General features: G+C 69.6%; 15 protein-coding genes. 3 read left to right on the top strand and 12 right to left on the bottom strand.

Features of this window, described 5'->3' with window-relative positions; all coding sequences use genetic code 11:
• Positions 1–6: 6 nt before the first annotated feature.
• From CFK41_RS07050 to CFK41_RS06995, 12 genes are all read right to left on the bottom strand, one after another.
• Complete coding sequence (locus CFK41_RS07050) at positions 7–822, bottom strand: F0F1 ATP synthase subunit delta (RefSeq protein WP_096799014.1); 816 nt, start codon at positions 820–822, stop codon at positions 7–9.
• Between the two features lie 9 nt (positions 823–831).
• Positions 832–1377: a F0F1 ATP synthase subunit B gene (locus CFK41_RS07045; RefSeq protein ID WP_096799013.1), complete on the bottom strand. Its 546-nt coding sequence runs from the start codon at positions 1375–1377 to the stop codon at positions 832–834.
• A gap of 11 nt (positions 1378–1388) precedes the next feature.
• The gene (gene atpE, locus CFK41_RS07040) at positions 1389–1619 is read right to left on the bottom strand and encodes an ATP synthase F0 subunit C (RefSeq protein WP_096799012.1); all 231 of its coding nucleotides are present in this window, start codon (positions 1617–1619) and stop codon (positions 1389–1391) included.
• A gap of 79 nt (positions 1620–1698) precedes the next feature.
• On the bottom strand, positions 1699–2373 hold the full coding sequence (gene atpB, locus CFK41_RS07035; RefSeq protein WP_265415463.1) for a F0F1 ATP synthase subunit A: 675 nt from the start codon (positions 2371–2373) through the stop codon (positions 1699–1701).
• Positions 2374–2710: 337 nt separating this feature from the next.
• Positions 2711–3211 (bottom strand): hypothetical protein, encoded by a 501-nt coding sequence (locus tag CFK41_RS07030; RefSeq protein WP_096799010.1) that lies wholly within the window; start codon positions 3209–3211, stop codon positions 2711–2713.
• Positions 3195–4319 (bottom strand): MraY family glycosyltransferase, encoded by a 1125-nt coding sequence (locus CFK41_RS07025; RefSeq protein WP_096799009.1) that lies wholly within the window; start codon positions 4317–4319, stop codon positions 3195–3197. Before CFK41_RS07025 ends, CFK41_RS07030 begins: the two co-directional genes overlap by 17 nt.
• Entirely contained in the window at positions 4316–5338 is a 1023-nt protein-coding gene (locus tag CFK41_RS07020; RefSeq protein WP_096799008.1) for an L-threonylcarbamoyladenylate synthase, read from the bottom strand. The genes CFK41_RS07025 and CFK41_RS07020 overlap by 4 nt, the downstream gene beginning before the upstream one ends.
• Entirely contained in the window at positions 5335–6240 is a 906-nt protein-coding gene (locus CFK41_RS07015; RefSeq protein WP_096799007.1) for a N5-glutamine methyltransferase family protein, read from the bottom strand. Before CFK41_RS07015 ends, CFK41_RS07020 begins: the two co-directional genes overlap by 4 nt.
• Positions 6240–7376, bottom strand: coding sequence for a peptide chain release factor 1 (prfA, locus tag CFK41_RS07010; RefSeq protein WP_096799006.1), 1137 nt, complete (start codon positions 7374–7376; stop codon positions 6240–6242). The genes CFK41_RS07015 and prfA overlap by 1 nt, the downstream gene beginning before the upstream one ends.
• 116 nt (positions 7377–7492) lie before the next feature.
• The gene (gene rpmE, locus CFK41_RS07005) at positions 7493–7705 is read right to left on the bottom strand and encodes a 50S ribosomal protein L31 (RefSeq protein WP_096799005.1); all 213 of its coding nucleotides are present in this window, start codon (positions 7703–7705) and stop codon (positions 7493–7495) included.
• Positions 7706–7883: 178 nt separating this feature from the next.
• Positions 7884–8894 carry a LacI family DNA-binding transcriptional regulator gene (locus CFK41_RS07000; protein ID WP_227873241.1) on the bottom strand — a complete coding sequence of 337 codons (1011 nt, stop codon included), beginning with the start codon at positions 8892–8894 and terminating at the stop codon, positions 7884–7886.
• Positions 8864–10876, bottom strand: coding sequence for an aldo/keto reductase (locus CFK41_RS06995; protein WP_096799004.1), 2013 nt, complete (start codon positions 10874–10876; stop codon positions 8864–8866). Before CFK41_RS06995 ends, CFK41_RS07000 begins: the two co-directional genes overlap by 31 nt.
• A gap of 348 nt (positions 10877–11224) precedes the next feature.
• Between CFK41_RS06995 and CFK41_RS06985 the strand changes: the two genes are divergently transcribed.
• The 3 genes from CFK41_RS06985 to CFK41_RS06975 are packed head-to-tail and all read left to right on the top strand — an operon-like array spanning position 11225 to position 14327.
• Entirely contained in the window at positions 11225–12460 is a 1236-nt protein-coding gene (locus tag CFK41_RS06985) for an ABC transporter substrate-binding protein (RefSeq protein WP_227873240.1), read from the top strand.
• Positions 12457–13437, top strand: coding sequence for a carbohydrate ABC transporter permease (locus tag CFK41_RS06980; RefSeq protein WP_096799001.1), 981 nt, complete (start codon positions 12457–12459; stop codon positions 13435–13437). The genes CFK41_RS06985 and CFK41_RS06980 overlap by 4 nt, the downstream gene beginning before the upstream one ends.
• Positions 13434–14327, top strand: a complete 894-nt coding sequence (locus CFK41_RS06975; RefSeq protein WP_096799000.1) for a carbohydrate ABC transporter permease — start codon at positions 13434–13436, stop codon at positions 14325–14327. Before CFK41_RS06980 ends, CFK41_RS06975 begins: the two co-directional genes overlap by 4 nt.
• Positions 14328–14406: the final 79 nt, after the last annotated feature.

Raw genomic sequence — 14406 nt, 5'->3', positions numbered from 1 at the left:
GATGAGTCAGGCCACGAGCTGCGACCGGGCTCGCGAGAGCCGGGCCAGCACGGTGGCGTCGTAGAGGTCGTCGCCGACCTGGATCTGGAGACCGCCCACGACCGAGGGATCGACCGTGAGGTTCAGCTGGATCTCGCGGCCGTAGATGGCCTCGAGAACCCCGCCCAGGCGGGCCTGCTGGCGTTCGTCGAGCGCCACGGCGCTCGACACGGACGCGAAGGCGCGCCGGCGCCGATCCGAGGCGAAGCGAGCGAACTCCTCGACGCGACGGGCGGGCTTGGACTCGGTGCGACGCCCGACGGCGCGAGCCGCGAGGGCGGCCGTGAGCCGGTGGGTGCGACCGTCCAGCACGCGCCCGAGGAGGGTCGCGCGCCGTGCCGGCTCGTCCCGCTCGCCGTCGAGGGCCACGGTGAGCTCACCGCTGCCGTCGATCAGCCGGGAGACCTCGAACAGCTCGCTCTCGACCTGCTCGAGGACGCCCTCGGAGTGCGCCTGGTCCAGCAGGGCCGTGACGCCGAGCAGCTCGAGGGCATCGAGGATGTCCTCCTGCTCGGACCAGCGGCGTCGCACGATCTCGAGGGTGACCTCGAGGACGCGCGGGCTGACGCGGTTCTCCAGCAGGGCACGGACGGCGGACTCCTTGACGCCGACCGGGCGGCCGCCATCGGAGAGCAGCCGCACGAGCTGGTTGCTGGAATCGATGGCGTCTGCCACCGAGAACAGCTCCTGGGCCTCGGCGTCCAGCGCGGCGCCGTCGGCCGCGTGGGCGGCCTCGACGTGCTGGAGCACCTCGGCGAAGGAGGTGGAGGAGGTTCCTCGCATCACGGTTCCTTATCGGGTGGTGGCCTGGCTCGACTCGAGGTCGTCCAGGAACCGGTCGATCACTCGGCGGGAGCGCTCGTCGTCGGTGAGGGACTCCCCGACGATCTTGGAGGCGAGGTCGCTCGCGAGCGTCCCGACCTCTCCACGCAGCTCGGTCGAAGCGGCGATGCGCTCGGCGCTCAGCTGCTGACGGCCGGAGGTGAGCAGACGCTCGTTCTCCCCCTCGGCGCGGGCACGGGCCTCGTCGACGATCTTCTGACCATCGGCACGAGCCTTCTCGCGGATGGCGGCCGCTTCCTGGCGTGCCGCCGCGAGCTCCTGCTCCTGGTCGCTCTTGAGCTGGTCGACCTGTTCCTGGACCTTCTCCGCGTTGCGCAGACCGCCCTCGATCTTCTCCGCCCGCTCGTCCAGCACGGCGTTGAGCCGCGGCAGGATGAACTTCATGAAGACGACCGCGAAGATGATCAGGAAGGCGAGCGACCAGATGATCTCCGAGGGCAGGGGGACCAGGAGACGCCAGCTCGGGACTGACTGTGCTCCTTCGGCAAGAATCATGGGGGTGAGCCTCAGCCGAAGAGCAGGCCGGTGACGATCGCCAGCAGCGTCAGGATCTCGGTGAAGGCGATACCGATGAACATGGTGGACTGGAGCTGGCCGCGCAGCTCGGGCTGGCGGGCGGTGGCCTCAGCCGTCTTGCCGACGATGATGCCGATGCCGATGCCGGGACCGATCGCTGCCAGGCCGTAGCCGATCGATGCGACGTTGCCCTCGAGTGCGGAGAGAATCATCGGGTCCACAGGGGTTTCCTTTCGTTGTGCCGCCCGGGAGGGCGGCGGACAGGGTCATGTCAGGGGGTGTTGGTGGTCTGCGTGCAGATCAGTGCTCGTCGGAGGTGGCCATCTGGATGTACACCGCGGCGAGGATCGTGAAGATGAAGGCCTGCAGGGCGGCGACGAAGATCTCGAAGCCGTAGATGCCGATGGCCAGCGCCCCGGCGAAGGGCGAGATCGCGACCAGCCACGAGCCCGAGAGCAGCAGCCCCTGGGTCAGGCCGATGAACACGACCAGCATGATGTGGCCGGCGACCATGTTCGCGAGCAGTCGGATCGTCAGCGACGCCCAGCGGATCAGGACGACCTGGAGGAACTCGATCGGCACCAGCAGGAGGTAGATCGCCTTGGGCAGGCCGGGCGGGGCGGTCTCGTGCTTGAGGTAGCCGGCGATGCCGCGCTTCTTCACACCGGCGGAGACGTAGACCACGAAGGTCCACAGCGCCGCGAGCAGCGGGAGGCCGATCACGGAGGTGCCGGCGAGGTTGAGCCCCGGGACCACGCCCGCGAGGTTCATGGCCAGCAGGAAGAAGAACAGGGTGATGAGGAAGGGCGCGAACTGCTTGCCCGCGCGCAGCCCCAGCGTGTTCTTGATGATGGTGCCGTTGACGAACTCGATGAGCAGCTCGACGATGCTCTGCGCACGTCCCGGGACCAGCTTGGCGCGGGCGGCGAGGACCGACATCGCGATGAGCACGACGGCGAGCACGATGAGCCGCACGAGCTGGACACGGTTGAACTCGAACCAGGTCCCGTCGAAGAGAATCGCGCCCGGGAAGAACTCGTCCAGGGTCGGGACGTGGAAGAGCGAATCGCCCTCGGCGTACAGCGTGGGGCTGAGGTCTGCGGTGTTCAGCTCGATCTCCCGTGGTCGTGTGGTCCGACGGCGTCGCGTCGGCCAGGGCCGTCATTCTCGATCAGAGCCTCCCCGGGGCGGCCACCGTACGTTCGGCGATGGACGACGCGCTGGGCGTTCCGGGTGGTCGATCAGTGGTCGGACTCATCGCGGTAATGCACCGTGATCAGCGCTCGAGCACCTCCGCAAGCATAACAGAGAGTCACTCCCCCACCGGGGGTTCACGCTGCTCCGCGACGGGTGCCACATCCAGGGGCTGACGGGTCCTCAGCAGCAGCGTGGCCTCGACGATCATCGCCGAGACCGCGCCGACCAGCAGGGCCAGGCCGATCCACTGCGTGGACAGTGCGGGGTGGTCCCGGACCAGCAGTAGGATCAGGATCACAACGAACATCTTGACCGCCCACGAGCCCAGGACCGTCGCCGCCATGCTCAGCGGCGTCAGCCGCGGGCCGACGAACGCGATGACGACCGAGGGCAGCACCACGATCAGCGTGAGTCCGGTGCCGACGAGGGCGCCGTTCAGCGCGGTGGCCTCGGGCCGGGTCGCGGCCAGGGCGATGACCACGAGGTCCAGCACCAGTCCGATCGCGACGGCGATGACGGTGGCGCGCTGCATCGCGCGGTCGCCCGCCGTGCCGCGCCGGGGCCGCTCGGAGCCGGTGCGGCCGGAGGTCGAGGGGGTGTCAGGCTGAGGGGACATCGGAGTCCTTCCGGTGGCGTGCGGAGCGCCATCTGAGGGGGTCGAAGGTGAGCAGGACGGCGAACAGGAGGCCGAGCACCCAGAAGATGTAGACCGAGCGCATCGGCAGCAGCAGCGGGAGCAGCAGCCCCACCGAGATGACGACGGTCCACGTGTACATGATCAGCACGGCGGTGAACTTGGTGTGGCCGAGGCTGAGCAGACGGTGGTGCAGATGCGCCTTGTCGGCATGGAACGGGGACCGGCCCGAGCCGATCCGTCGGATCACCGCGAGCGCGAAGTCGAGGAAGGGGATGACCATGACGCCGATCGGCAGCAGGATCGGCAGGAACTGCCCGAAGAAGTCCGCGCCGGAGAGCTTCCCCGGATCGACCTGCCCGGTCACGGCGATGGTGCCGGCGGCCAGCAGCAGTCCCAGCAGCATCGACCCGGAGTCCCCCATGAAGATCCGGGCCCGGGTGAGGTTGTGCGGCAGGAAGCCGATGCAGGCGCCGATCATCACCGCGGTCAGCAGCGCCGCGAGCGAGGAGTAGTCCGTCGCGGAGGCGCTGCGGGTGAGCGTGTAGGCGTAGAGGAAGAAGGCGGAGCCGCCGATGGCCATCACCCCGGCTGCGAGCCCGTCGAGGCCGTCCACGAAGTTCACCGCGTTCATGCTCACCACCACCACGAGCACCGTGAGGATCAGCGCGGTGCGCCCCGAGAGCACGGTGACGCCGTTGATGGGGAGGGTCACGAGGCTCACGCCCTGCCAGGCGAGCAGCACCGCGGCCAGCACCTGCCCGGCCAGCTTGGTCACCCAGTCCAGGTCCCAGCGGTCGTCGGCCGCTCCGAGGAGGCACACCAGCGTGCCGGCGGCGAGGATGGCCCAGGGCTGGCGCGTGTCGCTGAACAATCCCTCGAGGAAGGGGACGTTGCTCGCGACCAGCATCGCGCAGACCACGCCCAGCAGCATCGCGAGCCCGCCCAGCCGCGGCGTCACCGCGTCATGCACGTCGCGGTCCCTCACTGCCGTCATCGCACCGGCCCGTCGGGCCAGGAGCCTCACCGCAGGAGTCACCAGGAAGGTGATCGCAGCGGCGAGCAGCAGGAGGAACAGGTAGATCCTCACCCGGGCGTGCTCTCCGCGCCGTCACCCGTCGCCCGGGGTCGCGGGTCCTCGCTGGGGGCCTGCTCGCCGAGCGGCGAGAGCGGGGACTCGGCGGCCGGCGCCTCGGGAGCGGCGGCGACCTCCGGCTCGGAGGGGAGGTCGAGCACGGGAGCGCTCGGCGGTGCCGCGGCGCCCTCTGCCGGATCGGACTGATCAGCAGGCTCGGATGCCTCGGCTCCCGCCGTCGTGGATCCGTCGGTGGTGGACTCGGCAGCGCTGGACCCAGCGACGGTGGTCGGCTCGGCGGTGGTGTCCGCGGAGCCCTCCTCGGTGGCCTCGGCCTCTCCGATCGCCGCCGCGTCGTCGGAGACGCCCTCCTCGGGCTCCTCCTCGACCGCGGGCGCGGTGAAGATGTCGCCGACCACCTCGATGATCCGCTCCTTGGTGATCGCGCCCTCCCGCACGATCTCCGCCGGGGTCACGGTGGTGTCCAGGATGGTGGAGCTCTCGCCGATGCGGGCCGGTCCCCCGTCGAGATAGATCTCGACGGAGTCGCCGAGCTGGGTGGCGGCATCGAGGATGCTCACGGCGGCGGGCTTGCCGTGGCGGTTCGCGCTGGAGACGGCGAGCGGACCGGTCCGACGGAGCAGCTCGAGGGAGAGCTCGTCGTCGGGCATGCGCAGCGCGACGGTTCCCCGGGTCTCCCCCAGGTCCCAGGTCAACGAGGGCTGGGCGGTGAGGATGAGGGTGAGCGCACCGGGCCACAGCTCGTCCGTGAGGTCCTCGACGTAGTCGGGGATGTCCGCCGCCAGGGCCAGCAGCACGGCGTGGTCCCCGATGAGCACCGGCGGCGGGGTGTCGCGGCCGCGCCCCTTCGCCTCCTGCAGCGCGGTGACGGCGTCGGGGGTGAAGGCGTCCGCCCCGATGCCGTAGACGGTGTCCGTCGGCAGGACGATCAGGTCGCCGGCGCGCACGGCGTCGACGGCGGCGGCGAGGGCGGCCTCGCGGGACTCAGGGTTCTGGGTGTCGTGCACAGTCACCGGGTCAGTCTCTCACTTCTGCTGGTCGGTTCCCCGGGGGCGCGGCGCACCACCAGGAATCGGTCCCGGCCGGTGAGGTCGGGAAGGGTCCTGATCAGGTCGAAGCCGCCGATCGCGGCTGCTGCATCACGCGCCTCCTCGCCCTGCACATCCGCATGCTCCATGACGAGCACGCCGCCGGGTCGCAGGAGGTGCCGGGCCCAGCCGATCACGGCGCGGGGCACCTCGAGTCCGTCGTCCCCGCCGCCGAACAGGGCGCGATGGGGATCGTGGGCGAGGACCTCGGGATCGCGCGGGATGGCCTCGGGCGGGATGTAGGGGGGATTCGAGAGCACCGCGTCCACCGGCTCGAGATGCGCCAGCTCCGGCACCTCGCCGAGCAGATCGGCCGTGATCACCCGACCTCGACCGGTCCCGGCGCGCTCGAGGTTGTGGGCGGTCAGCGCCGCGGCGGCGGGATCGACCTCGACCGAGAGCACCCGCGAGCACGGCAGCTCGTCGAGCACCGCGGCGCCCAGGGCACCGGAGCCGGCGCAGAGGTCGATCACCGCGGCGGGAGCTTCGTCGAGATGCTCGAGCAGGAGGTCGAGGGCCAGCTCGGTCTCCGGCCGCGGGATGAACACGCCGGGGCGCACGTCGATCACCAGACGACGGAAGGGGGCCCTGCCCAGGATCAGCTGGAGAGGCTCGCGCCGTTCGCGACGGGCGGTGGCCCGCTCGAGGCGCTCATCGAAGTCCTCCGGCAGCTCATCGAGCAGGACCAGGGGTTCGTCGGTGTCCGCGGCGTGGGCGATCAGAGCCCGTGCGTCGGCGCTCGGGGACGGGACCTCGGCCTCGCCGAGCCGCGCGGTCGTCGTGGCGAGGGCGGAGCGCAGCCGCGTGCGGAGGTCCTCGCCGTGCATCAGGAGAACTCCCCGTCGCCGCCGGCCTGCGCCTCCGCCAGTCGGGCTCCACGCTCGGCGTCGCGGGAGGAGGCGATGAGGTCGTCGAGATCTCCCGAGAGGACCTGGGAGAGGTTCCCCGCCTTGTAGCCGGTGCGATGATCCGCCACCCGGGACTCGGGGAAGTTGTAGGTGCGGATGCGCTCGCTGCGGTCCACGGTGCGCACCTGGGAGCGTCGGGCGGCGGAGTCCTGCGCCACCTGCTCGGCGCGACGCGCGTCCAGCAGGCGGGTGCGCAGGATGCGCAGCGCCTGCTCACGGTTCTGGAGCTGGCTCTTCTGGTCCTGGCAGGACACGACCACCCCGGTGGGAAGGTGCGTGACGCGCACGGCCGAATCGGTGGTGTTCACGCTCTGACCGCCCGGCCCGCTCGAGCGGAAGACGTCGATGCGGAGATTCGCGGGCGCCATCGCCTCGGCGAGCAGCTCGGACTCGTCGGTCTCGTCGGCCTCGGGAAGGACCAGGACGCCGACGGCGGAGGTGTGGATGCGGCCCTGGGACTCCGTGACCGGGACGCGCTGGACACGGTGCACGCCCGCCTCGTGCTTGAGATGCGCGTAGACGCCGGTGCCGGGTCCCCCGGCGCCGCGGGCGGCGATCGCGACGGTGACGTCCTTCAGCCCACCGAGATCGGACTCCGCCGAGGTGAGGACCTCGACCCGCCATCCCTTGGATTCTGCGTAGGCGCGGTACATGCGGAGCATCTCCGCGGCGAAGAGCGCCGACTCCTCGCCGCCGGCCCCTGCCTTGATCTCGAGGATCACGTCGCGGGCGTCGTCGGGATCGCGGGGGGCGAGGAGGTCCTCGAGGTGCTCGCGCTCGGCGACCAGCCGCGCCCCGAGCAGCTCGGCCTCCGCGGCCATCTCCTCGTCGTCCTCCCCCAGCGCCGCCAGCTCGCGTGCGGTCTCGAGGTCCGCCGCGGTCGACTCCAGGCGGGCGGAGGCCTCGAGGATCCCCTCGAGCTCGGCGTAGCGGCGCCCCACGCGGCGTGCGCGGCCGGCATCCTCGTGCAGCGACGGGTCGGCCATCGACTCCTGCAGACGGGCGTGCTCGAGGCGCAGCGGCGCCAGACGATCGCCTCCGTCGTGCTCGTTCATCGATGCTCCTCGGTCCACGGGCGGATCATCCGCCCCCACATGCGACGACGCCGGTGCACGCCCTGGGGCGCGCACCGGCGTCGGAGAATGCTCTCAGGCGTTCACCACGCCTCGGATCAGGCGTCCTTCTTGCCGTAGCGAGCCTGGAAGCGGGCGACGCGGCCGCCGGTGTCCAGGATCTTCTGCTTGCCGGTGTAGAACGGGTGGCACGCGGAGCAGACCTCGGTGCTGATCGCACCGTCGGTCTTCGTGCTGCGGGTGGTGAACGAGTTGCCACAGGTGCAGGTCACCGTGGTCTCGACGTATGCGGGGTGAATATCAGCCTTCATGTCTCTCCTTGCTCGGGGTCGCTGGGTCGGCGCCCGGCGGGCACCGTGAACCAGAACCGACGTCACAGTCTGCCATGCGCTCACCCCTGCGGGCGAGCGATCGGGATGCGGCGTGCGCAACATCGCCTTCCCCACGAGCGGGCGCACCGGATCCGGAGGCGAAGCGCCCGCCCGGCCCTCACGTCGAGGCCCGGACCTCGAGGTGGTAGGGCACGGTGCGATGGGCGTCCTCGCCCGTGAGCGGGACCGTCCCCTCGAGCATCCCCGCCACCAGTTCGACGGTCTCCCGTGCCACCGCGTCGAGGTCGATGCTCAGCGAGGTGAGCTCCGGGGTGACCAGCTCCCCGAGCTCGAGACCGTCGACGCCCACCAGCCGTACCTGGCCGGGCACCTCGACCCCCATCGAGCGCAGCGCACGCAGCAGGCGCACGGCGAGCTCGTCGTTGAAGGCGATGAGGCCATCGGCCCCAGTGGCCAGGGCCGTCTCGAGGGCCTCCCGGTGGCCGGTGCGACCATCGACCTCCTGGATCAGCACCTCACCGTCATCGGTCAGGGGGCGCAGAGCCTCCGCGAGGGTGAGCGCCCGGCCGCCGATGGGGCCACCGGTCAGGTCCAGCACCAGCGGCCGCCGCACGCCCACGTCCCGCAGGTGCGCCACGAGGTCGGGCATCGCCTCCTTGAACAGCTGCTCGACCACGCCTCCGGCGTCGACGTGCTTGCGCCCGCCGTCCAGCTGCACCACGGGCATGCCCGTGCCGCCGCGGATGTCGCCCGTGCCCACGCCGTAGCCGACGATCGCGTCGACCCGGCGTGCCAGCTCGGCGGCGGCGTTCTCCGGATCCGGAGCGTTCTCCGCCTCGACCAGGACCACGTTCCACCCGTACGGGGCGCAGGCCCGCACCACCGCCGTGCCCAGCTCCCCGTAGTACGCGTTGGTCAGGTCCATCACCACGAGCCCGAGGGTGATGGGCCCCTGCTCGACCAGGCCCCTCCCGAAGCGGGAGGGGCGGTAGCTGAGCTCCTGGGCGGCCTGGAGAACCCGATCGCGGGTGGCGGCGCTGATGCCGGCCATGTCGTTCATCGCGCGCGAGACCGTCTGCCGGGACACCCCGGCGCGCTCCGCGACGTCGATGATCGTGGGCCGGCGCCCCGGCGTGCTCACCGCGTCGGCGACCGCAGGTCGAGCCATGCGAGATCGCTCTCGGACAGCTCGACCCCGAGCCCGAGGGTCGACGAGCGCATCTCGGCGATGCTGCGGGGGCCGAACAGCGGGAAGGTCGGGAACTTCTGGTGCAGCACGAAGGCCAGCGCGATCGCGGTGGCGGGGACCCCGCGCTCGGCGCCCAGCGCCTCGGCCCGAGCCAGTCGCTCGAAGTTCTCGTCGCTGTAGTAGCAGCGCACGAGCTCCGCGTCGGAGCGGTCCTCAGGGTGGGCACGGCCCGTGAAGAAGCCGCGCGCCTGCGAGGACCACGGCAGCAGCGCGATGCCACGCTCCTCGAGCCAGGCCTTGGAGTCGGCGTCGGTGGCATGGACGCAGCCCGCCCACGGCACGTCGAGCGCCTCGGCGAGCCCGAAGTGGTTCGAGAGGATGGTGAATCCGGTGCGACCGTTCGCCCGTGCGTACTCGTTCGCCTCGTCCACCCGGGCCGGGGTCCAGTTCGAGCCGCCGTAGGCGCGGATGCGACCGGCGCGCAGGTGCTCGTCCATCACGTCGACGAACTCCCCCACCGGGACGTCGGGGTTGTCGCGGTGCATCATGTAGAGGTCCGCGTACTCGGTCCCCTGGCGCTCGAGCGACTCGCCGAGCTGACGCGTGATCGACTCCGGATCGCAGTGCGGGGTGTGCGCGCCCTTGGTGATGACGACGATCTCCTCGCGCACGCCGCGGTTCTGCACCCACTTCCCGAACAGCTTCTCGATGTACCCGCCGCCGTAGATGTAGGCGGTGTCGAAGGTGGTGCCGCCGATCTCGTAGAAGGCGTCGAACATCGCGGAGGCGTGCGCGAGGTTCATCTGGTTGTCGCAGCCCATGACGAGGCGCGAGACCTTCTTGTCGACCCCCGGGATGGTCCCGTAGGCCATCGCGGGCCCGGACTGAACGCTCGATGCGGCGAGCGGGCGCCCGGTGAGGGTCGGGATGTCGGCGTCGTCGGCCTCGAACGGGAAGCGCAGGCCGATCTCCTCGCGCCAGAGGTCCAGCGCTCGGGACTGGCCGAGCGTGTTCTCGGGCGTGACCTCGGGGACGACTCCTCCGTCGCGCGCGGCCTTCGCCAGGGCGTCGGCCTCCAGGGCATATGCCGAGGCGGCCGGGATCTCGATGCGCTGCGGCTCCTCGCCGACCACGTCGAGCTCGATGACCTGCTTCTCCGACAGACCCCACGGATCGGACAGACGGATGACGCCCCGGGATCCGGTGATCGTCGCCGACTGGGGATCGGACAGTCGCACTCCGGTGCGCAGGCTCGCGGTGATGTCGCCGGGGAGGGTGACCTCGGCGGTGGCCCACTCGTCCACGCCGGTCTCGCCGAGGGTGCCGCTGCCCTGCAGCGCGGTCGGGTCGACGAATGCCTTGCCCTGGGCCGCGCCGGCGACGAAGCGGGCGAACGACAGCGGGTAGCAGCCGACGTCGAGGATCCCGCCGCCCGCGGTGGCGGTGTCGAACAGGCGGCCGCTGCGGCCCCCGGTGTCGAAGGCGAAGGAGGCATCGACGTGGGTGACGTCGCCGATCGCGCCGTCGGCGACGAGCTCGAGGACGCGCACGGTCTGCGGGTGGAAGCGGTACATGTACGCCTCCAGGAGGACCTTTCCGCTGCGCGCGGCCAGGTCGGTGAGCGCCATGGTGGTGCCCGAGTTCGGAGTCAGCGGCTTCTCGCACAGCACGTGCTTGCCGGCCTCGAGGGCGGCCGCGGCCAGCGTGGCGTGGCCGGTGTGCACGGTCGAGATGTAGACGGCGTCGACGTCCTCGGAGGCGAGGATCTCGTCGTAGTCGCCGATGAGGGCTGCGCCCTGGAGGGGGAACTCCTCGGCGAAGGCGCGGGCGCGCTCCGGGGAGGTGCTGCCCACAGCCACCAGGACTCCCTCCTGCGAGGCGGGCAGCTGGGAGGCGAAACGGCGCGCGATGGAGCCGGGGCCGAGGACGGCCCAGCGGAACGAGGGAGAGGTGGTGCTCATGGAGACGTCGTCGTCCTTCGAGATCGAGATCGTTACGGACCGTGAACGTTCACGGATGCTCTACGCTATCCCGCCTGCCACGGTCCCACAAGCGCAGGTCGACAACTGCTCGGAGCGGATCGGCCACGATGACCGCATCTGGTCGACGAGGACGGTGCGTGTCCGGAACCGTTGACGCACCGGTGTCACGGTGACATGATCTGCGTCACCCGTGAACGTTCACGGTCCTGTGACTGCCACTCAACGAGGAGGGTTCGTATGAGCGCTGCGCTCACACGACGTCCATTACGAAGTTCCCCACGGCCCGGTCGTCCGTCACGACGATCCCTGATGCTCGGCGCGGCGGGGATGCTCCCCCTGGCTCTCGCCGGCTGCGGCTCGGATCCATCGATCTCCGAGGACCCCGACGAACTCGTGCTGTGGTTCTGGGACCGATCCGCCAGTCGAGATCTTCTCGAGCAGGCGAGCCAGAAGATCCCCGGCACCGACCGCCATCTGCGAGCCGACGTGATCGGCACCAGCTTCGACACCAAGCTCCGCACCAGCCTGGCCGGCGACGCCTACATCCCAGACATCACCTACATCAACTCCAACAACGCCCTCTACTTCACCAACGAGGACCTCTTCCTGGATCTGTCCGAGCTCGGCGCGGACTCTGTCAAGGACGACTTCTACGAATGGAAGTGGGATCTGGGGACGACGCCCTCGGGTCGCTTCTGCTTCTTCCCCCTGGACATCGGCCCGACCGGCTTCTTCTACCGCCAGGACATCTTCGCCGAGGCGGGCCTGCCGAGCACTCCCGAGGACGTCTCGGCGGCGATCACCACCTGGGAGGACTGGATCGCGCTCGGCACCGAGCTCAAGGGAGCGGGCGACGCCTTCCTCGTCAACGATGCTCTGAACGTCTTCGAGGAATTCCTGAACGCGAGCCCGGAACGCTTCTTCGACACCGACGACAAAGCTCTCTACCTCCAGCCAGACAGCGCCGTCCGTCAGGCCTGGGACACCTCGATCGCCGCCATCGATGCAGGCGTGACAGCAAAGATCCCCCGCGAGCGCGACACCGACCGGAACGCCGCCTGGGCCAGCGGCCGCACCGCCGGGAACATCGGGGCGGCCTGGTGGGCCCAGGTCCTCCAGGAATCCGCCCCCGACACCGCAGGCGCCTGGCGCCTCGCCTCCCAGCCGGTCCGCCCGGGCAACAGCGGCGGCTCCTTCGCCGCACTCCCCCACACCTGCAAGGACCCGGAGGCCGCGCTCGCCTTCATCACCTGGATCAACTCCGCCGAGAATCAGGCCGCGGCGTACGAGGACGTGCAGCTGTTCCCCTCGACGCCCGCCTCCTTCGACGAGCTGACCTACTCCGGAGACTTCTACGGGGACCAGGATCCGCTCGCATTCTTCTCCACCGCCGCGGAATCGGTCCCCTCCTCGTTCATCAGCAACGCGGAGACCTTCATCATGGGCAAGTTCGTCCTCGAGCTCTCGAACGTGGAGACCTCCGGCAAGGATCCGGAGTCCGCCTGGAACGATGCGCTCGCCCAGGCGGAGCGCGTCCTCCTCAAGCGAGGAGTCTTCTCATGAGCACCGCAGCCCCGGCGCGATCGCGCGAGCCCCTCACCCCCGCGGATCCCACCGCCAAGCGGAAGAAGAAGATCCGCGAGGTGCTGCCGCTCTACCTGGCGATCTCCCCCTTCTACCTGCTGTTCGCCGTCTTCGGCCTGTTCCCGATCCTGTTCTCCATCGTCCTGTCCTTCATGGACTGGGACGGAATGGGAGAGATGTCCTTCGTGGGCCTGGCGCAGTACAAGTTCCTCCTGACGGACGGACGCTTCTGGAACTCCGTCGGCAACACCTTCATCATCTGGTTCCTCTCGACCATCCCGATGCTGTTCTTCGCGATGGCCATCGCGTTCCTGCTGCACCAGAACATCCGGTTCACGAAGTTCTACCGGGTGGCCTTCTTCCTACCCAACGTCACCTCGATGGTGGCGATGGCGATCGTCTTCGGATCGGTCTTCTCCGACACCTTCGGGCTGGTGAACTCCGCTCTCACCGCCGTGGGCCTGGACGCCGTTCCGTGGCTGTCGAGCCCCTGGGGCATCAAGATCACGATCGCGGTCATGGTGATCTGGCGCTTCACCGGCTACAACGCGATCATCTACCTCGCCGGCCTGCAGTCCATCCCCACGGACCTGTACGACGCCGCCAAGGTCGACGGCGCCAACCTGTGGCAGGTCTTCTTCCGGGTGACGGTGCCGATGATGCGACCCATCATCCTGTTCACGGTGATCACCTCGACGATCGGCGGCCTGAGCCTGTTCACCGAACCCCAGGTGCTGCTCGGGGATTCCGGTGGTGCCGGCGAGGCGGGCATGACGATCGTCCTCTACCAGTACAACCAGGCGTTCACCCAGTTCGACTTCGGCTACGGCTCGGCGATCGCCTGGGCCCTGTTCCTGATCGCCGCCATCTTCGCGATCATCAACTGGCGTCTGGTCTCCGGACGCGGAGACGACACGGTGCGACGTGCCGTACGGACCAAGGAGGCCCGAGGATGACCGCCCTGAAACCCGCTGCACCGAAGAGCTCGGCGGATGCACGCCGACCGAAGGAGCACTACGTCGCCCGCGGACGGCTCGCCGCCGTCGTCACCCATCTGTGCGTGATCATCGGCGTGCTGCTGTCGATCTTCCCGTTCTACTGGCTGATCGTGATGTCGACCTCGACCACCGGAGAGATCTTCGGCTACCCGCCGAAGCTCACCTTCGGCAGCAGCTTCGCGGAGAACCTGCGCAACGTCGTCTCCAGCGTCGACCTCCTGCAGGCCCTGGTGAACACGATCATCATCTCCACGGCCAGCGCCGCCCTGGTGATGTTCTTCGACTCACTGGCCGCCTTCGCGTTCGCGAAGTTCGACTTCCCGGGCAAGAAGCCGCTGTTCATCCTGCTGATCGCCACCATGCTGGTGCCCGGAAGCCTCTCCCTCGTCCCGAGCTTCATCCTGATGTCGGAGCTGGGCTGGGTGGGGACGCTGCAGGCGCTGATCGTTCCCGGCGCCGCGAACGCCTTCGGCATCTTCCTGCTGCGGCAGATGGCGGCGGGATCCATCCCCGACGAGCTCGTGGAATCGGCACGGATCGACGGTGCCGGCTTCTTCACCACCTATTGGAGGGTGGGGGTGCCGCTGCTCCGCGGTGGACTCGCGTTCCTGGGGATCTTCACCTTCATCACGGCCTGGAACGACTACGTGTGGCCGCTGATCGTGCTGGTGAACCCGGAACGACAGACCCTCCAGACCGCGCTGCAGAACCTCAACTCGCTGTACCTGACCGACTACGGGATGGTCATGGCGGGAGCGCTGATCAGCGTGGTGCCCCTCATCGGGGTGTTCATCATCGGCTCGAGGCACTTCATCGCCAACATCGCCGCCGGAGCGATCAAGGGCTGATCGACCGGACGGATCGATGGGGCTGATCGACCCCGACGACCGACGGGCCGCCCCGTCCACCGTGAGGTGGTGCGGGGCG

It is taken from the genome of Brachybacterium ginsengisoli (assembly GCF_002407065.1).
GTDB classification, from domain to species: domain Bacteria; phylum Actinomycetota; class Actinomycetes; order Actinomycetales; family Dermabacteraceae; genus Brachybacterium; species Brachybacterium ginsengisoli.
This window is presented reverse-complemented; position numbering and strand designations above follow the sequence as displayed.